We start from the raw sequence: 17164 nt of genomic DNA on the forward strand, positions 1-17164 counted from the left end.
TAGACGTTCTAATCGTTGTAATAAGTGTCTTTCTTGTCATCACGAGCCTGCACATTGGTGTGTCATGTAGATAAGAGTCGTTATTGAGCAAAATGTTGGTGACGCTCCAATGTGCAGCCCAATAAATTACAACATTTTGATAACATTTCGAACAGGTTTCAAAAAGACAAAAACCGGTGATATTCGGACACAGCCTGCGCAAGCCCAATAAAACCTTGCACACATAAACCAAAATTTGGAACAAGCTTGCGAAAGTGAGAACAAGCAACAGGCGTAAATGTTAAAAGTTCGGTTAAGATATCGATATTCAACAAGAGGCAGCTTATGGAATACACCGCAGTTTACGAACCCGATATGCAAGCATTCGGCATTCTGGATCTTCAGTTGCTGCATCGTTACCTGTCGCCTGCTCTGAGTATCGAAGAGTTGCTTGAAGGCAGTAACATCGATGCCCTCCAACTCAACACACCTGATACACACATCACTTTGGCGCAAAAGCTTGCTGTGTTCAGTAATGCGTTAGCGAATTCTAACGAAGACGGATTGGGGCTTAAAGTCGGCCAACAAGCCAGGTTCAGCGACTTTGGCGTGCTCGGTTATGCGGTGTTTAGCAGCGAGACACTACTCGATGCCTTTTTAATCGGATTCAAGTATCTGCAACTTGCTGGCCCTGTCCTCAGGAAAACCATGTCTGTAGAAGACAACATTGGTTACTTTCGCGCAGAGCAACTTATCGAACTCGATTCTTTGCTGCCCTTTTGCTGTGAATATTGGTTTGCGGCGATACACAGTTTGTGTGAAGAAGTTTTGCAACAGCCCTTTCCTTCTCAGGTGATCCGCTTCCCCTATCCAAAACCTGAATACGGCGATCTATACACAGAGATTTTCCGATGCCCGGTTGAGTTCAATAGTGACCGTCTTGAATGGGAGTTCGACGCAACCACCTTGTATTCGTCTCTTCCTACCGCCAATACCATCACTTTACAGATGTGCTTAAAATCGTGTGATGACATGTTGGCAAAAGTCAGCGCACCCACCAGCCTCAAAGAGAAAGTCTCCCAGATGCTGATTGAAAGGCCAGGATGTTACCCTTCGATAGAATCCATTTCTTCAGAACTGGGCATGTCTTCTCGAACTTTGCGTCGTCACCTGAAAGCAGCGGATACGAGCTATCAGAAGATACTTGACCATGTTCGCTTTCACCTTTCCCGGCACTACCTTTCTTCAACTCGAATGAGTATTGAAGAGATATCTGAACGCGTTGGCTTTTCTGATAGCGCTAACTTTCGTCATGCCTTTCGTAAGTGGAGTGGTAACTCGCCACGCCAATACCGAAAAGAAGCGCTCTTATCGTAAACTGCACTTCAAATTTAATTTCAACGCTACAAATAAATTTGTTTTCACCCTCTTAATTAAATAGCCAATGAACAAGGGGTTAACGGCTTTTTGACCACATAAAATCTCGTGAAATGACCAAATCTCGCATCGGTATTTTAGTTTCGTTAGTTGATAAATTTCTTTTATCTTAACGACCATTTTTATTCGTTTTACCCAATCCAGTTTCTCCCCCATAGTCGCGGAAAATTCATCGTTTCTTTTACTATCAGAGGCTCCTGCATTGGACAACATCCAACCAACAACTCGCATAACGGTTCCTGTTATTGCATTGTCTTTTTACGCGATAGCTTCAGGCTACTTAATGAGTTCATTACCATTAATGCTGTCTGAGTATGGCTTAGACAAAGATCTATCGAGTTGGTTGGCGAGTGCATTCTATGCAGGTCTACTGACTGGTACATTATTGATTGAACGTGCCATTGCGCGTGTTGGTCACAAAGACGCGTTTGTCATCGCATTGAGTGTGTTCATCGCAACGATCCTTGTATTGCCATTGATCCCACATCAAGCAGTTTGGCTATTAGCTCGCTTTGTGGCTGGTGTGGCGGTTGCAGGTATCTTCGTGATTGTAGAGTCTTGGCTAATGAGCGGTGACGAGTCACAACGCGCAAAGCGTCTCGCTATCTACATGTGTTCACTGTACGGCGGTTCTGCAGTTGGTCAGCTTGGTATCGGTTACTTAGGTATTACTGGTGGCGTACCTTTCATCGCAATGTTCACCCTTCTGTTTGGTGCGATCATTGTTTTGATGTACGGACAAGCAACTCCACCACAGATCCACGATGCGCAATCTTTGTCTTTAAAGCAGATCAGCAAATTAAGCCACAGCGCGCTAATTGGCTGCATTGTGTCCGGATTAACGCTAGGTGCGATTTACGGCTTGATGCCAGTTGAACTTGCTCAACGTAACATTGCACACGAAGACATTGGTGGTTTGATGGCTTTGGTTATCATGGGCGGCATGGCTGTACAGCCGATGGTGACTTGGTTATCTCACCACGTAGGACAAGTATTATTAATGGCTCTGTTCTGCCTGCTAGGGGTTGCAAGCATTGGTGTGCTGACTATCAATCACGATTTCTACGTACTAGGCATGAGCTTGTTCGTATTAGGCATGGCGACATTTGCGCTATACCCAATCGCGATTAACTTGGGTTGCCGTAACCTTGACCCAAGCTACTTGGTGTCAGTGACTCAAATCATGCTACTTTGCTACAGCATCGGTTCTGTTGCGGGACCAATCGTTGCAGACAGCTTTATGGATTCACAAGCAGGATTGTTCACTTACCTGTTTGCGTCTCTACTTGCTACAACGATCTACATGTTGATTGCTAGCCTAAAGCGCTCTCACCTACAGATTGCAGGCGAGTAAGCTTAAATAGACAGACACCAGATGCGTGTCATTAGGGCTCCGAGTTAAGATTTTATATCTAAACGAAGGGCCCTTTTTGTTTATGTCGTCTGGAGGAAATAACGACAATAAACATCAACAATCAGAAAATAAAATCAATTACCTCTGAACGTTAAGGTTGAAATACGTAACCTTCACCAGTAATGGTAATGATTAGTCCATCTCCGAATAATGATCTTATTTCAGATATCGCAACAATCACCGAAGAGTTAGTTACTTTTTCACTTTCCCAGCCAATCTTCTTTAATTGACCAACACTGAACAATTCACCTCGATGTCGATTCATAAATAAAATGATCTTTCGGTACGCCAATGGCATGGTAGCCAGTACGTAGCCATTCTCTACATTGCGAATAAGTTTGGTGTTGAGTTCAACAATTTTTCCGTTTAATTCAAGTATTACGTTGTTTTCAGAGTGGTTCGTTTCTATTACAGGATAAGAGTCCATTTTTGTATCATTCCCTTACTATATAGCCAGCGACAAAGTCAGATTCAGTCGTATTTATATAACGTCGCTTATAACTGGACGTTTTAGATTTGACGATAATCAATGGAATTCGTACGGTAAAGAGATTAAATTTTTATTATTAAGATATTAACAGGATATAAATAGAGGATTATTTAGTCCGCCATAACATACCCTTCGTTAGAAACGGTTTGAATACAACGACAATCAAGAACTCTTCTGATCTCGTAAATAGCCACCAATACAGAAGCACATGTCACCGCTTTACCGGCCCAACCTACACGCTTCAAAATTTGCTTACTGACTACTTGGCCTTTGTTCTGATAAAGATAAAAAAGTACTTTACGGTGAGGCCCTGAAAGCGTTCCTACAATCGAACCACAGCCCTGCTTACGTACGATTTTAGTGCCTGAACGAAACTCTTTGTTGTTTAAAATGAGCTTTGACGGGAGATCTAAATCATCCGTCTCGCTGATAACTTGTTGCATTAATTCCTCATGTTGCATAAGCAGTCGTCTTCTGAGATATTTCCAATACTATCGAATAGAGCAAAAATACTAAATTGATAGATAGCTCAATACAGTAATATTACTGAAAAGTTTGATCTTGCGTAATTGATCGAGGAAACATGTAAGGCTAACCAGGAAGTCGATGGCTCTTTCGATATTTACTGGGTGACAAACCGAAATGCTTTTTGAAACGATGCGAAAAGTTATAAGGATCTTTGTAGCCTAAGCGATTAGCAATCATAGAGACTGACCAATCTTGATATTTCAGCAGACTGGTGGCTTTATCCATGCGTAATTGAATCAATTTACTGCGTGGTGAGAGGTTGAATAGCGTCTTGGTGACTCTATTGAGTTGCTCTTCACTGATGAACACTCTTTCGGCCATCCCTGCCACTGTCCATGGCTGGTGCAGACTACTTTCAATCTCATTATAGAGCGCTTGAACACGTGCAGTGGTACTGGTCGACTTAGGCTCAAACCCCGTCAAGGTTCGGATAATTTCACTCAAGAGTAACTTACGGTAACTGGCTCTGCCGCCTATCTCAAAGTAAACCAAGTTCATTAATGACCAGATCTGCTCACACTCTCCAAAAGGCACAATCCCCTGTCCTAAACTTGCTATGTGTTGCCACTGCTTAGTGTCAGGCGTCAACATCCACGCCATTTTCCAATAATTATATTGAGGATCGAGTTCAAAACGAAATGGGGTTTCAGCAGGAAGCACCACGAGTGTATAAGGCGTAATCGCTTGTACCGATATTGCGGTTGTTAGAATGCCGCCACCTTCCATAGTGAAAATCAACGTATGAACATTAACGGATTCGCGCTCAACCCAGTAGCCATCATATAGCTTCGCCATACCGCCCATATAGACACCAAAGCTTTTCATCTCTGGAATATCTTCGACGGTCAAAAAACGTTCTTTGCACTCTTCAGCGAGAAAAACATCATCATGCCAAGTTGATTTTGGTCTCATTGAATCAATGACGGATTCGCACAGGTTTTGTTGTTTTTTAAACATGTTGTTACTTCGCTCAAATCACTATAGTTCTGCCATAAATCGGAGAGCTTATGACAACTAACATCAACCCTAACTCATCTATGAATAACAAGCCAGAGAGCATCTTACCTCGTATCGTTAAACTAGGTTTACCTGTTGCTTTGCAAAGTGCACTTGTCGCTATTCTTGCCCTTGCTGACGTATTAATGGTCAGTGATTATGGTATGGAAGCAGCTGCGGCTGTGGGAATTGCATCAAAATGGCACTTCGTTGCTATTATGATTATGGCAGGGTTGGCCTCAGCAAACGGAACATTAGTCGCTCAATACTGGGGAAAGAACGACCGAAAAAGCGCGCGAACAGTATCATCTATCGCGATGGTGTTTGGCTTAAAAGTTCTGTTGCCTGTTACTGCAATCATCACTCTTGGATCTCAGTTTTTAATGATGTTGCAAACCAGCGATCAAACCGTGATTGAACTTGGCGCGACTTACCTATGGTATGGCTTCCCTGTTCTACTACTGACTCACATTGTTGTCGTAGTAGAAGCAAGCATGCGCTCTTCAGGTGACACCGTAACTCCACTACTATTGGGCGCGGTGACCATTGCACTCAACATTGCGCTTAATTTCGTTCTAATCAAAGGTGCCTTTGGTATTCCTGCTATGGGCGTAGCAGGTGCAGCATTGGCGACGACACTCGCTCGCGCAATTCAAGTCGGCTTGATGTATAGCTACATGCGCATGCGTAAACACTGGTTGTTAACCACGCCTAGCTCACCACATCGTCCATCATTATGGTTGTCTTACCGTCGTATTGCTTTGCCACTAATGATGAATGCCGTGTTATGGGCAATGGGCACTATGGCGTACCAAATGATCTTCGGCCACATGGGCACAACGGAACTTGCCGTGTTCTCTATGCTCGCACCGTTTGAATCGTTGTGTTATTCGATTTTCTTTGGTATCTCGGTAGCGTGTTCAGTGTTGCTTGGTCATTCATTAGGCCGTGATGAGTTTGATGACGCAATGAGTATGGGGCTGACCTTCATTAAAGCCGTCGTTGGATTTGGCGCGGTTGTTGGATTGCTACTGTTTATGGGCAAAGAGCATGTACTAACATGGCTGAATCTTTCTACAGATGGACTTTACCCACTCGCTTCACCTGCAATGACCATTATGTGTTTTGCTGTGGTGATTCGTATGCTGAACATGGTGATCATCAACGGTATCATTCGCGCTGGTGGCGATAATGCTTTCTGCCTGCGTATGGACTTCATCGCGATGTGGATGGTGGGTATTCCAGTATGTGTTTACGGCGCGTTTGTCGCTGGATGGGATTTCAAATACATCTATGGTTTGATGTTGGTAGAAGAAGTGGTGAAACTGGCAATTTGTTCTCATCGCTACCTAAGCCGACGCTGGATCAACAACCTCACAGTGACCTACGACGAGCCTCAAGCGGCATAGGCAACATTCAAGCTGAGATAGAAGCGTATCTACATCAAAAAGGTCTGAGAAATCAGACCTTTTTCGTTTCTTCAGCAACCACTTTAAAACGTAAGTTACTTCTTATTCATTCGGATATGGCGGTTCGACACATTCGGCAGCGGCTTCTCAGGCACTTTTCGCTTTTCATGTATCAAATGTCTGATCGCTAAAATCGGATGCTTGAGTAACATTCTTGGCCCAGCATAGCGCATCACTAAACGCATCTGCTCTTTAGGATCGGGCTTATAGCAATGGATCGGACACTTATTGCAGGTCGGTTTGGCTTCACCATAAGGGCAACGGTCAAGTCTCGTTTCGGCATAGCGTAACAGTTGCTCACACTCTTCACATAACGCGCCATTCTGACGCACTGCACCGTGGTGATCTTTACAGTAGATGTGCACCATCGCAATCACGGTTTTGTACTCCGTTGCGAGTTCGCCTTGTAGAATGTTGTTATGTTGAAACATGATTAATTGTCCAGAGATAAACCGTATAGGTTGAGATTAACGCTTTCACTTAATACGTCTTCGATTCGCTCAAACACAAAACCTAACTTAGTTAGCAGTGCGATGCTTCGAATGTTATCAGAGGTGGTGATGGCGACTAAATGATCGATATCAGCATTCTGCTTAGCTTGTTCAATTATTGCCTCCGCTGCTTCTTGGGCAAAGCCTTGACCATACACCTCTGGAACAAACCCGTAGCCAATATCATGCGACTCTAAGGTGTCTCTTTTTATTAGTCCGCAGATACCAATTGGCGTTGAAGAATCCTTGATTTCAACCATCAACAAACAGACACCCTTCTCTTTGTGCATCTTAAGAATGTTGTTTTCGATGTACTCGACAGACTTTTCAGAGTCGTTGATTTCCTTATCACCAATGTAACGCAGGAAATCTTCTGAGCTGTATAATCGTTGAATAAACGCCGCATCTTGAGGCGCGATCATTCTTAATCGTAAACGTTCGGTCTCGACGGCCTGCATAGTGATCTTTTCCTTGCTGAATACCATGTAAATATTGAGTTCTAGAGCTAAAATGATTATCCTCCACCGCCTAAACTAAATACAAGGCTATGCAGCAATGAACCGTAAGAAAAAAATCAATCAAATTCTAAAAAAGAAGCAGAAACAGGCGAATTCTAAACTGCATAGTAGCAACAAGCCTCGCTACATTTCTAAAGCTGACCGTGCAAAAATGGAAGCTGAAGAACTGGCTAAAGCCGCTCAAGAGCAAGCTGAAGGCACAGTTGAAGCGACTGTTGAAGCCGAAGAGACAAAAGCTGCAGAGTAAGTTGTAAACTCGCAGTTCTCTTGTCTGATACTCTTTTCAGAGCCAACAGGCAAGAACAAAAAAAGCAGCCTCTAATTGGGCTGCTTTTTTGATCGTATTTTTTGAGCGAGCTGGTTTTTAGCTAACTTGCTTTAGCCACTTAACCTTTGAAAGGCTGAACTTCCCAGCGTGCAAACGGCGCTTTTGCATTAATCCCCGCTCGTCCCCAACGGTCAACGGAATCAACCACTAAGATACGCTCGTTAGGTACTAAAGACTTAATTAAGTTAGTTGGCTTTTTTGCTGTGACTAACCATAGTGCATCGTCTTCTGAAAACGTCGCTTTGAGTTTGGCTTTGTCTTGTTCTGTCCATTCCAGTTCAGCTTTGAACATACGCTCTTCAACAAACAGTTGAGTACCTGAAGCGAAATCTTCCAAGCTTTCTGAAAGCAACAAGACTGAATCTACGTCGTTATCCAATAACACCGCTTGTTGTTTGTTAATCAGTTCACGCACATCAAGCATTACACGCTGTAGGTTGCTATCGATGGTCTCAGCTTGCACTGGCCACAATAACTTAAAGTCATCAGCAACAATCGCCGCCATGCGCGTTAAGTTGGTTGGGTTTAACCATGCGTATTTAGACACATCGCCATTTGATAACGTCAGCGCGGCAACACCTTGAGCACGCGGTGTGATCGCTTGAGCCGCATCCACTTCAACCAAACGGATATTGCCCTGTCTTGCGTAAACAAATGTAGGGTCAGCTTGCCAAATGGATGACAACGTTAATGCTACGGTCGCCTTCTCGCCGGATTGAAGCACTTTGCTTGCACCCTTTGTACCAAACCAATTTGGCAGACGATCAATGCCGTAGCGTTTTGGTGGCAGATATTCGGTGGTAATGTCTGTACCTTTGGTTAGCTCTGTCGCCAAAGCATAAGTCACAGGCGTACTGGTGAGGATATCCTTGGCATTAGCACTGATAGACACCATTGAGCCAGCCAACAATAAGCTAGTTAGTGCGCCCACTTGAGTCGTTGCCTTCACTGAGCTTGAGATACGATTCATTAAAGAGGTCATGATTATGCCTTTCTTACAATTCGGTATAGCGTTGCCGCTAGGAAAAATGTTGCAGAAACGATGATGATTGAAGCGCCCGAAGGTACTGGTAGTTTCAATTCCATAGGTAAGACGGTTCCAACTAAACACGCGACCGTTGCCAGTAATGCCGACAGCAAAACAAAGCTGCCCATGCGTTTTGTCAGCAAACGAGCGGTAGCACCGGGTATCAGCAATAACGCTCCAACGAGTACCGCACCCACAATCTTCACCGCTGCAATCGTCACTAAGGTGATCATCATGACAAACAAGTAGTCGTAGAAACTGGTGTTATAACCACGAACCTTGGCAATATCAGGACTGATACAGGTTAGAAGAATACGGTTGAACGTCGGTATCAAGAGCAAAATAATGATCGCGCAGCTGCCTGCGAGAATCGCTAAGTCTTGGTCTGTTACCGTCAAAATCGAACCAAACAGTACGTTCTCAAGCATGTGGATGTTGATCTTGCGCGCTACGTACATCAGCAATGCTGCACCCACCGCTAACGCTAGCGCAAGGAAAACACCAACTAAGGTATCGTATGGCACGTTGGTTCTATTTCTTACAAAATGAAGAAGCAGCGCGAAGATCATACAGAAGCTAAACAGACCAATAATTGGGTTTTCTGGTGGCTCGCCAAGCAACACACCAATAGCGATACCAGTTAATGCCGCGTGGCCTACCGCTTCAGAGAAGAAAGCCAGACGCTTAGCAATCACCAAAGTACCGAGGCCACCTAGTAACGGGCCCAGTAACAACGCGGCAACCAGAGCATTCACCATGAACGCATACATGAAGCTGTCTGATAACCAACCCGCTTCCACGCCACTAATGGCAAGTTGTCGTAACCAATCCATTACGCAACCTCCTTCGATTTGGTCATGGCAGAGCCACTGCTGTAGTGCTGAAACAAGCTCTCAATTTTGCTCGGATGTAAAACTTTTTCGTGTGGGCCACTATCAACCAAGAATCGATTCACAACATGTACGTTCGCTTCGAGTCGACGCACTGCCGTGACATCGTGGTGTACCGCAAGAATCGTACGACCTTCATTAACACATTCACGAATCAGCGATTCAAGATAACGAACGCCCTGCTCGTCCATACCCGTGGTTGGTTCATCCAACACCAGTAGACTTGGGTTATCTAATAGCGCTTGGGCAAACAGCACGCGTTGCTGCTCACCACCCGATAACTGTCCCATGCGGCGGTCACTACGAGTCGCCATACCAACGCGATCTAATTGTGCGAGTGCAAGATCCAATTGCTTAGATTTACGACGCCAAAACAATGGGATTCGCGTTTGGTTAAGCAGTACGAAATCCATGACCGTCAAAGGCAAGCTAGACTCGAAGGTCGCTTTTTGAGGTACGTAACCAATACTCTGCTTTTCTGGCCAGTGGATATTAATTTGGCCAGAGAAAGGCGTAAGGCCAAGAACAGAGCGCAGCAAAGAAGTTTTACCACCGCCGTTTGGCCCCATGATTACATGGCACTCACCCGCTTTAAGTTCTAGTGAGATATCGTCAAGAATGACGTTGTTGTCGTATTGCAGACCGAGTTGATTGATTGAAATCGATGGACCTAGCATTATGCGTTCCCGCTTTTAGCTTGGTTCGCAGCCGCAAATTTCATTGCTTCGATCAACGTCTCGAGATTCTTCTTCATCTCAACTTCGACTTTGTCGTCTTCATATTCGCCATGCGTCATGTGAGAGAAACGGTAAAGCTGAACACCCGTTTCCGCTTCAATCGTGTCAACAAAACGGTTTGGCATGTTTAGCTCGTAGAACAGAACATCAATGCCCGATGCGCGGATCTTTTCGATCGTTTCTTGCAACTGGCTCGCACTTGGTTCAACACCGTGTGCAGGCTCAATCACCGCCGCAACATCCACACCAAATTCTTGAAGGATGTAGCCATACGCATTGTGCGTGGTCGCCACCTTCATACCTGAAGTATCTAACTCACCTAATGACAACATCGCATCGCGCTTCATAAAGCGAAATTGCTTTGCGTATTTACGTGCATTCTTACGATAAAAAGCCGCGTTGTCTGGGTCGAGCTTAGAGACTTCACTCGCGATGGTGTAAACCTTTTGAATTGTTGTCGAAAGTCCAACAAACGTGTGCGGGTTCACCGCGCCTTGACCCACAGATTGGCCTAATGCGGGAAGTAAAGGCACTTCTTTGTTCGCTTCGATCACCACTAAGTCATCACGTTGCGCAGCTGAGATTACTTTAAGTGCGAAGTCGTCATGGCCAATACCGTTTACCACGATAGCGTCCATCTGGCTCAATCGCTTCAAGTCGTTCGGTTGTGGCAAGTAGTTATGCGGATTAAAGCCAGCATCAACCAAAGGAAGGATGTTCACTTTGTCACCCACCACGGCTTTTACGTAGCTGTAGTAAGGCTGAAGGGTTATGCCAATCGTCAGCTTATCGCTGTCGATCTTGTATTCTTTTGCCAATGCATTGGGTGCCATTAACACCGCTAATAACGACATCAATAGAGTCATAATTCGCATAGTAATTCTCTTATTATTAGTGAGCATTTTTATAAGCCGGATTGTTTAATGAGAAGAAGCATCATGCTGCTCAACTTCTGATTCATTGACGACCATTTTCCAGCCAGCAGATTCAAGTGTGTTCTCATCAAAACTAGTCGGTTGACTTGCTACGCCACCCAGGTAAATCCAGATTTCAGGAGAAACGCTGTTGGCGTTCAAAATAAAGGAGTCAACGAAGCCATGGTCGGTTGGCGTAGCTTGTTCACTTGGAGTAGAAAAATAATAACCACGCTCGTCCAGTACCCAAGTATGAGAACCTTTACGCTTCCAACTCTGGTCTTCAACAAATGGCGCGACCCATTCATCTTTAAGTGACGCAACACTTGGCCATTCGCCGTCTGAGTCCATACGCAGGTCGCGAATCTCTTCATGAGCCAAGCGAAGCTCTGATAACATCGCCAAGTTTTCTTGCTCGACATCGGTCACTAAGATTTGATGATCAAGTACCGCTTTGATATGCGATTCAGCTTGATGAAATGGGATAGCAACCGTGGCAAAGCTCAGAATGAACACAATGATCAGTCCTACCCATTTGCCTTCTCTGCCGCCCGTGTCAGCACGTACGCCTTGAATCATCATTTTTCGCTGATCTCAACAACGTCTACTTCAACAGGAAACTCGTGGCCTGAATCAAACACAAGGTAGAACTCAGTGTCAGGGTTTGGAAACTCAACAATGGAGCGCTTATCCGTCATCTCTTTTGCAATCAAGTTGTCTTCGTAGTCATACATCTCAACCGCGTAATCAATCGCTTTACTACCGTCTGAATAGCCCGCTTCGCAAGCCACAGTTTTGCCTTCAAACCAGCAGCTCATCAATGGAAAGTGTGCTTGCGCAGGTAATGCAGCGAAACCAAGTCCCAGAGCCAAGCATGGAGTGATTATCGATTTTAGTTTTGTTTTTATTGTCATGGTTCGTACCCTAGCCACATTGCAAATTCTCAGTAGTAAACTGAGCGATAAAGGGCTCAAATGAGCCCTTAAGTTTTTTGGTTGCTTAATCAGGGATCTAGCCCCGACATCACAGACTATTGAAGCAGTGCTTCGAACGTTAGGTGAACGTTCGCGCTTGCTTTGTCTGCCAGTGGGTTGTCAATCAACTCACCTTTGTAGTTCGCTTTCATTACGTAACGACCCGCTACATCTGGAGTGAACGTGATTTCGCCGTTCTCGTCGCTCACTACATCAATCTGTTCTTGGTGGTTGCGGTAAAGCGTGCCTTCACGAGTGATCTCAGCTTTCACGTCTTTTTGAATTTCACCGTTGTAGAAGAATTGGAACGTGACTGGTTCGCCTTCAACGATGTCTGAAGGGTGTGTCACAGGCTTCATTTCTAGAAGCTTCCCTTCAATTTTGAATACTGAATCCGTTGGCTTACCTACTGTGATGTAGCTTTCAGCACGAGTGAAGCTGATTTGTGTTACCACGTCACGTGATTTTTCAGGAAGTACAGAGTCACGTTCCGCTTTGTTTGCTTTGATCCATTTCACAGTGTCACGACGGCCCGCTTTGTACTGTGTGTAGTAAGATGGCTGGTTGTTAATCGCAACTTTGTGTGTACCTTCTTCTTCGAAGTAGAAATCGAAGATTGAACGACGTTTACCGCGAACAACAAAGTTTGGACGCTCGCTACGGCCATCAGGCATGATGACATGTGCATTTTCGCTGCCTGCAGGCTTATCAAAAACAAACGTACCGTGAGACGCAGTCACGTCGAACGTTAGCCAATCACCGCCTTCTTTCGATACGGTAAAGTGTGATGGCAAAATCCAGCGTGGGTGGGCTTGTGCTGTTGTCGTAGCCGCTAGGCCGAACGCGATAACACCCGCTAGAGCAAGTGCCTTTATTTTTGTCTGTTTCATCATGTTCATTCCATTATTTATAATTGTTAGCCGTGTCGCTCAATCTGAGCCTACGATGACTACTATCGATTCTGTTCTGATTCTTAAACCAATCGGTGTTCACTACTGCGTTGTCTATTTAGCGACGTAATTCAGTGTGATTTCACCCGTCTCTTCTGTTGCCTTTAGCTCATAAGAAGCGTTTGAATCTGTGAGTGAGACTTTTTGACGAAGATAGTTACGGCCGCCGTGTTCACGAACAACTTCGATATGAACCGTGTATTCGCCTTGCTCTAGTGCTTGGCCATCATCACTCTTACCATCCCAAACGAAACGGTACTTGCCAGCTGGACGCGTAGCGGATGTTACAGCGTCAACGAGCTCACGATCGTAACGTCCAACTTTTCTCCACCAGCTGCGTAGATCTTTCAGCCATTCATCTTTACCGACCCAAAGCTCAATGGTTTTCACTGATTTTCGTTCGCTGTTCTCGACCCACACCGCCACATAAGGACGCGCATACATAGAGGTATCAATCTTTGGAAGCTCGAAGCTCACATCAAGTTTTGCCGTATCAGAAATCGCTTGTGCCATACCTAGGCTTGGCAAAAGTGATAAAGCAAGAAGCGCCTTGCTCCAGTTTATTTTTTTCATGTTTAACAACCTTTTAAATCCGTTTAACCTTTAATTCGTTCTTCAAGCTGATTCATCAAACCGCTTCATCAAACTAATTAAGGGTTAAGGTACGGCGACAAAATAGATAGCAAGTGAGATTGCAGACCCAAACACCGTCCATTTAATGGAGGTATTGAGTGTTTTTTTCTTAGGTAACAGTAAGCACACGCCGGTAAGTACAAAGAAGACCATCAGTAGTGCAGTGATATCGATGAACCATTTCCAGACCTCACCGCTGTTACGACCTTTGTGTAGGTCGTTCAACAGGGCAATCACGCCGTAATTCGTGGTTTCGACCTCGACCATTTCAGATGTCACGTCAACAAACACAGATGCGTTGTAACCTGGTCCTTTGAAGTCCATGGACACTTCACCGATCAGCAACTCACCGTCTTCAATTTCGGCGTAGATGTCTAAACCAGAAGGAACACCGGATAAATTGGCCTCTTCAAACAGGAATGTTTCGAAGGCACTTTCGTCGACTTTTAATCGCCCGTCTTGGATCGTGAACAAACTCGTAGGAAGCGTTAACGTAGAGTTTTGGATATTGGGTTGGCTTGACTCAAATAACTCAGGTCTATTCAGGGTGATACCTGTCACTGAGAAGAAAAGAACAACGAACAGAAGTGCCATTGAAATATAAACATGAAGTCGACGAGCCCATGATTGAACCGCCCTACTTTTTAACGACATACAAACCAATACCTATAAATTTTATGGCGTCAATTTAGTTGATAATCATTCGTATTGGCATTCAATTTACATTGTTTACGTTTGCCGAGCGGCGTAAGGAAATTTACATAACATTACATGGGAAGTAATCGTACTGTATGCATATTCTTGCTAACTTGTACTAAAGGGAATGGATAGCTTGTATTTGAGGTCATCGATAGTAAGGTCAAACCTCAAAAAATCTCAATATCAACATGCTTGATTGAGGTTGGTTTAAGGTAGCAGTTGTAGCTTTAAGGAATGAAAGTTGGAGCTATTTAAGCTTCGTAACTATTAACCTTCAGAGCTATTTGATCTTTGGATCATTTTGAAGATCATACACAAACGGCGGACTCTTCGGTTGATGCGGTTTGTTAAATACAGACGAATAACCGATTTAACGATAGCTAATTAGGCTTAAAGGGATTTTGAAATGCGTATTATTGTTTTGGCTTTTACAACGCTCGTAACAGCGTGCAGTAGCCAAATGAGCAGTACAGAAGAGCACGTCCAAGAATACATCGGTTCAGACATAACCGATGCACAAGAGCAGTATCTAACCGAACGCTCACGTCCTATCAGCTTTTGGGCATCTCGAAACTATGCTTGGGTTGAGACGAAGAAACCACTAGATAATGGTTACACTTTACATGCCTTTAAGAACCCTTATCGTGACTGCACCATTAACTGGGTTGCTAACACCAGTGGCGCAATTCAAAGTGCAACGCTTAGTGGCACGATGTGCGAGCCTTAGTCAATCCAGTCCAATCGAACAATAACGTTAGATGAGCTAAAGTCCCAAGGTGGGCTTAAGTCGCCTAAATTAAAAAAGGTGTCATTTGAACGATCAAATGACACCCTTTTGCTTTTCTTGTTTCTTATGCGCTGTTCTTGTCTTCTGTTTGCGATGAGCGGTTAGACGTTTCCTTTATCACTTACCGTTCTAAGCTGAGTCAGGTATTTAATCCAGCCTTTTGCCTCAGAAGATGGCTCAATGTTGTTCGCACGCTTGGCTTGAGCAAGGGCGTTATCAAGATTCTTTAACTTGTACCATGAACGCACTTTCGCTAACGCAACATCGGCTTGTTTGTTTTTGTCTTTCACTTTGTCTAAAACAACCAGAGCTCGGTCGTAGTAACCTTGCTGAACCAATAGCTGAGCCACATTCCAATGATACTGAGTGTCTTTTTTAGACGCTAACGTCCACACCTCAATCGCATTGTCCCACTCTTTAGCTAGCTGCCAGTAAGTTGCTTGCTCTGCGAGAAGTTGAACGTCGCTGTTCGCATCATCTAGCTTACTAATTTCTTGTGCTGCACGCTCTGGAATACCACGTTTCGCGTAAAGCTGTGCAAGCAAGCGGCGATCTGAGTTCTTCAGATCAACCCCTTGTAGATCAGCTAGCGCTAGCGTGTTCAATGCATCACGGTTGCGCTCTAGTTTTAACTGAATGCCTACAAGCTGACGCCACCAATTGTCTTTTTCTGGTTGAAGTTCAATTAGGCTTTCCAGTGTTGGAATAGATTGCTTCCACTGCATTAACTGTAGTTGCGCCCCCAGTTTTAGCGATAGAGGCGACAGTTCTGGTTTTGCATTGAACTTGTCACGATTACCAATAGCAACCAGTACTTTTGACCAGTTTTCGATTTGGTATTCCGCTTGTGCAATTCGCATCCAAAGCACGTCTTTCTTTTCTGCCTCTGGCGCTGTTTTCACTAACTCATAGTAATGTGGAAGCGCGTTTTTGAACTGCTGATCATTTAATAACAGATCAGCAAGCATACGCTTCGTTATCCAAGCTTGTTCATCGACTAACAAATTCGTATCGACGGCATAAGTTAGCTGCTTAATCGCCTCGTCAGTTTTGCCATCTTGCCAGTAAAACACACCCAGCATACGAGCTACGTATGCTTTATCGTAGCCTTTCGAAAGCTCCAAGCCTGCAAGTACGTCAATCGCCTGTTTAACCTGTTCATCTTGAGCAAGCTTATGCGCCTTTTGAACACGAATAGCAGTATATTGGGTCAGCTCTTGCGCTTGTGTTGTAAGGGGCATTAACAACAAGCCCACTAATATCCATATCTGTTTCATCATTTTGCCAACTTAAACTCTAGTTTCACGGTTTGACCAACCTGAGCTATCGCTTTTCCATCGACGACTTTCGGTTGATATTTCCATTTTTTAAGTGCTCTCATCGCTTCACGTTCAAACATACGACGTGGGTTTGCGTCAGTGACTTGAATGTCAATTGGGCGTCCCGTTTCGTCGATGGTAAAAGACATAATCACATGGCCTTCAGCGCCACGCTTCAGCGCTTTAGCTGGGTAACGAGGTTCTACTCGATACAGAGGCATTGCCTGTTGGTTTGACCCAAAATCAGAAAATGTTGGAGCGTTAATCGCTAGGCCGTCAATCGATGTATTCAAATCCAAAGAAGGCAGTGAAGACATCGAATTCAAAGGCGTAACTTCAGCTTGTGACTGAGACGTTTGCGCTTCTGGTGGCGGCTCTGGCATTTCTGGTTTTTCAGGGACTGCACGTTGTCTTCTTTGAACTTCTTGTTCTTGTTCCACCATGACCATGTTGAAACTTAACGTCTCACTGTTGTCTGGTGAACGTTGGTGGCCATTATCGACCATCCAAGCCATAAAAGAAAACAGAACTAAGCCCAATGCACCCGCTAGAGGTAAAGCAAGAAATAGGCGAATCATTTATGA

20 protein-coding genes and 1 pseudogene are annotated in these 17164 nt (G+C 44.5%); 5 read left to right on the forward strand and 16 right to left on the reverse strand.

Features of this window, described 5'->3' with window-relative positions; translation table 11 throughout:
- Window positions 1-324: 324 nt before the first annotated feature.
- Window positions 325-1356, forward strand: coding sequence for an AraC family transcriptional regulator (locus tag IQQ51_RS03995; protein ID WP_193840435.1), 1032 nt, complete (start codon window positions 325-327; stop codon window positions 1354-1356).
- A gap of 262 nt (window positions 1357-1618) precedes the next feature.
- The gene (locus IQQ51_RS04000; protein WP_050712708.1) at window positions 1619-2770 is read left to right on the forward strand and encodes an MFS transporter; all 1152 of its coding nucleotides are present in this window, start codon (window positions 1619-1621) and stop codon (window positions 2768-2770) included.
- A 151-nt stretch (window positions 2771-2921) separates the two neighbouring features.
- Here IQQ51_RS04000 and IQQ51_RS04005 read toward each other — a convergent pair whose 3' ends face one another.
- The 3 genes and pseudogenes from IQQ51_RS04005 to IQQ51_RS04015 form a co-directional block, all read right to left on the reverse strand.
- Window positions 2922-3257, reverse strand: a complete 336-nt coding sequence (locus tag IQQ51_RS04005; protein WP_048608244.1) for a winged helix-turn-helix domain-containing protein — start codon at window positions 3255-3257, stop codon at window positions 2922-2924.
- A 147-nt stretch (window positions 3258-3404) separates the two neighbouring features.
- A pseudogene (locus tag IQQ51_RS04010) lies at window positions 3405-3827 on the reverse strand (winged helix-turn-helix domain-containing protein).
- An 84-nt stretch (window positions 3828-3911) separates the two neighbouring features.
- Entirely contained in the window at window positions 3912-4805 is an 894-nt protein-coding gene (locus IQQ51_RS04015) for an AraC family transcriptional regulator (protein ID WP_193840436.1), read from the reverse strand.
- Window positions 4806-4855: 50 nt separating this feature from the next.
- Between IQQ51_RS04015 and IQQ51_RS04020 the strand changes: the two genes are divergently transcribed.
- The gene (locus IQQ51_RS04020; RefSeq protein WP_193840437.1) at window positions 4856-6253 is read left to right on the forward strand and encodes an MATE family efflux transporter; all 1398 of its coding nucleotides are present in this window, start codon (window positions 4856-4858) and stop codon (window positions 6251-6253) included.
- A 95-nt stretch (window positions 6254-6348) separates the two neighbouring features.
- Here IQQ51_RS04020 and IQQ51_RS04025 read toward each other — a convergent pair whose 3' ends face one another.
- Window positions 6349-6744, reverse strand: coding sequence for a nitrous oxide-stimulated promoter family protein (locus IQQ51_RS04025; protein ID WP_050622357.1), 396 nt, complete (start codon window positions 6742-6744; stop codon window positions 6349-6351).
- A 2-nt stretch (window positions 6745-6746) separates the two neighbouring features.
- Window positions 6747-7262, reverse strand: coding sequence for a GNAT family N-acetyltransferase (locus IQQ51_RS04030; RefSeq protein ID WP_193840438.1), 516 nt, complete (start codon window positions 7260-7262; stop codon window positions 6747-6749).
- 97 nt (window positions 7263-7359) lie between these two features.
- On the opposite strand from IQQ51_RS04030, the gene IQQ51_RS04035 reads away from it, so the two are divergent.
- Entirely contained in the window at window positions 7360-7569 is a 210-nt protein-coding gene (locus tag IQQ51_RS04035) for a DUF2986 domain-containing protein (protein ID WP_193840439.1), read from the forward strand.
- 139 nt (window positions 7570-7708) lie between these two features.
- Here IQQ51_RS04035 and IQQ51_RS04040 read toward each other — a convergent pair whose 3' ends face one another.
- The 9 genes from IQQ51_RS04040 to IQQ51_RS04080 form a co-directional block, all read right to left on the reverse strand.
- Window positions 7709-8632, reverse strand: a complete 924-nt coding sequence (locus IQQ51_RS04040) for an ABC transporter substrate-binding protein (protein ID WP_193840440.1) — start codon at window positions 8630-8632, stop codon at window positions 7709-7711.
- A gap of 2 nt (window positions 8633-8634) precedes the next feature.
- Window positions 8635-9510, reverse strand: a complete 876-nt coding sequence (locus IQQ51_RS04045; protein WP_048612637.1) for a metal ABC transporter permease — start codon at window positions 9508-9510, stop codon at window positions 8635-8637.
- On the reverse strand, window positions 9510-10244 hold the full coding sequence (locus IQQ51_RS04050; protein ID WP_193840441.1) for a metal ABC transporter ATP-binding protein: 735 nt from the start codon (window positions 10242-10244) through the stop codon (window positions 9510-9512). The genes IQQ51_RS04045 and IQQ51_RS04050 overlap by 1 nt, the downstream gene beginning before the upstream one ends.
- On the reverse strand, window positions 10244-11179 hold the full coding sequence (locus tag IQQ51_RS04055; RefSeq protein ID WP_193840442.1) for a metal ABC transporter solute-binding protein, Zn/Mn family: 936 nt from the start codon (window positions 11177-11179) through the stop codon (window positions 10244-10246). The genes IQQ51_RS04050 and IQQ51_RS04055 overlap by 1 nt, the downstream gene beginning before the upstream one ends.
- Before the next feature lie 45 nt (window positions 11180-11224).
- Window positions 11225-11800, reverse strand: coding sequence for a DUF6162 family protein (locus tag IQQ51_RS04060; RefSeq protein ID WP_193840443.1), 576 nt, complete (start codon window positions 11798-11800; stop codon window positions 11225-11227).
- Window positions 11797-12132, reverse strand: a complete 336-nt coding sequence (locus tag IQQ51_RS04065) for a hypothetical protein (RefSeq protein ID WP_017079279.1) — start codon at window positions 12130-12132, stop codon at window positions 11797-11799. The genes IQQ51_RS04060 and IQQ51_RS04065 overlap by 4 nt, the downstream gene beginning before the upstream one ends.
- Window positions 12133-12248: 116 nt before the next feature.
- On the reverse strand, window positions 12249-13085 hold the full coding sequence (locus tag IQQ51_RS04070; protein WP_193840444.1) for a DUF4198 domain-containing protein: 837 nt from the start codon (window positions 13083-13085) through the stop codon (window positions 12249-12251).
- Between the two features lie 111 nt (window positions 13086-13196).
- Window positions 13197-13715 (reverse strand): DUF2271 domain-containing protein, encoded by a 519-nt coding sequence (locus IQQ51_RS04075; protein WP_172378983.1) that lies wholly within the window; start codon window positions 13713-13715, stop codon window positions 13197-13199.
- Between the two features lie 84 nt (window positions 13716-13799).
- Window positions 13800-14429 carry a PepSY-associated TM helix domain-containing protein gene (locus tag IQQ51_RS04080; protein ID WP_048608216.1) on the reverse strand — a complete coding sequence of 210 codons (630 nt, stop codon included), beginning with the start codon at window positions 14427-14429 and terminating at the stop codon, window positions 13800-13802.
- Between the two features lie 451 nt (window positions 14430-14880).
- Between IQQ51_RS04080 and IQQ51_RS04085 the strand changes: the two genes are divergently transcribed.
- The gene (locus IQQ51_RS04085) at window positions 14881-15201 is read left to right on the forward strand and encodes a hypothetical protein (RefSeq protein WP_048608214.1); all 321 of its coding nucleotides are present in this window, start codon (window positions 14881-14883) and stop codon (window positions 15199-15201) included.
- A 161-nt stretch (window positions 15202-15362) separates the two neighbouring features.
- On the opposite strand, the gene IQQ51_RS04090 is transcribed toward IQQ51_RS04085, so the two are convergent.
- Both IQQ51_RS04090 and IQQ51_RS04095 read right to left on the reverse strand, forming a co-directional pair.
- Entirely contained in the window at window positions 15363-16541 is a 1179-nt protein-coding gene (locus tag IQQ51_RS04090) for a tetratricopeptide repeat protein (RefSeq protein WP_193840445.1), read from the reverse strand.
- Window positions 16538-17158, reverse strand: a complete 621-nt coding sequence (locus IQQ51_RS04095; protein WP_193840446.1) for an energy transducer TonB — start codon at window positions 17156-17158, stop codon at window positions 16538-16540. Before IQQ51_RS04095 ends, IQQ51_RS04090 begins: the two co-directional genes overlap by 4 nt.
- Window positions 17159-17164: the final 6 nt, after the last annotated feature.

The sequence above is a fragment of the Vibrio sp. OPT18 genome, assembly GCF_015163615.1.
In the GTDB taxonomy this organism is placed as follows: Bacteria; Pseudomonadota; Gammaproteobacteria; order Enterobacterales; family Vibrionaceae; genus Vibrio; species Vibrio coralliirubri.

Bases quoted from the DNA above. Each gene is read 5' to 3' on its own strand.
- IQQ51_RS04035 (WP_193840439.1), top strand. From the start codon at position 7,360: ATGAACCGTAAGAAAAAAATCAATCAAATTCTAAAAAAGAAGCAGAAA.
- IQQ51_RS04055 (WP_193840442.1), bottom strand. From the start codon at position 11,179: ATGCGAATTATGACTCTATTGATGTCGTTATTAGCGGTGTTAATGGCA.
- IQQ51_RS04095 (WP_193840446.1), bottom strand. From the start codon at position 17,158: ATGATTCGCCTATTTCTTGCTTTACCTCTAGCGGGTGCATTGGGCTTA.
- IQQ51_RS04040 (WP_193840440.1), bottom strand. From the start codon at position 8,632: ATGACCTCTTTAATGAATCGTATCTCAAGCTCAGTGAAGGCAACGACT.
- IQQ51_RS04030 (WP_193840438.1), bottom strand. From the start codon at position 7,262: ATGCAGGCCGTCGAGACCGAACGTTTACGATTAAGAATGATCGCGCCT.
- IQQ51_RS04075 (WP_172378983.1), bottom strand. From the start codon at position 13,715: ATGAAAAAAATAAACTGGAGCAAGGCGCTTCTTGCTTTATCACTTTTG.
- IQQ51_RS04085 (WP_048608214.1), top strand. From the start codon at position 14,881: ATGCGTATTATTGTTTTGGCTTTTACAACGCTCGTAACAGCGTGCAGT.
- IQQ51_RS04045 (WP_048612637.1), bottom strand. From the start codon at position 9,510: ATGGATTGGTTACGACAACTTGCCATTAGTGGCGTGGAAGCGGGTTGG.
- IQQ51_RS04015 (WP_193840436.1), bottom strand. From the start codon at position 4,805: ATGTTTAAAAAACAACAAAACCTGTGCGAATCCGTCATTGATTCAATG.
- IQQ51_RS04020 (WP_193840437.1), top strand. From the start codon at position 4,856: ATGACAACTAACATCAACCCTAACTCATCTATGAATAACAAGCCAGAG.
- IQQ51_RS04090 (WP_193840445.1), bottom strand. From the start codon at position 16,541: ATGATGAAACAGATATGGATATTAGTGGGCTTGTTGTTAATGCCCCTT.
- IQQ51_RS04025 (WP_050622357.1), bottom strand. From the start codon at position 6,744: ATGTTTCAACATAACAACATTCTACAAGGCGAACTCGCAACGGAGTAC.
- IQQ51_RS04070 (WP_193840444.1), bottom strand. From the start codon at position 13,085: ATGATGAAACAGACAAAAATAAAGGCACTTGCTCTAGCGGGTGTTATC.
- IQQ51_RS04060 (WP_193840443.1), bottom strand. From the start codon at position 11,800: ATGATGATTCAAGGCGTACGTGCTGACACGGGCGGCAGAGAAGGCAAA.
- IQQ51_RS03995 (WP_193840435.1), top strand. From the start codon at position 325: ATGGAATACACCGCAGTTTACGAACCCGATATGCAAGCATTCGGCATT.
- IQQ51_RS04050 (WP_193840441.1), bottom strand. From the start codon at position 10,244: ATGCTAGGTCCATCGATTTCAATCAATCAACTCGGTCTGCAATACGAC.
- IQQ51_RS04005 (WP_048608244.1), bottom strand. From the start codon at position 3,257: ATGGACTCTTATCCTGTAATAGAAACGAACCACTCTGAAAACAACGTA.
- IQQ51_RS04080 (WP_048608216.1), bottom strand. From the start codon at position 14,429: ATGTCGTTAAAAAGTAGGGCGGTTCAATCATGGGCTCGTCGACTTCAT.
- IQQ51_RS04065 (WP_017079279.1), bottom strand. From the start codon at position 12,132: ATGACAATAAAAACAAAACTAAAATCGATAATCACTCCATGCTTGGCT.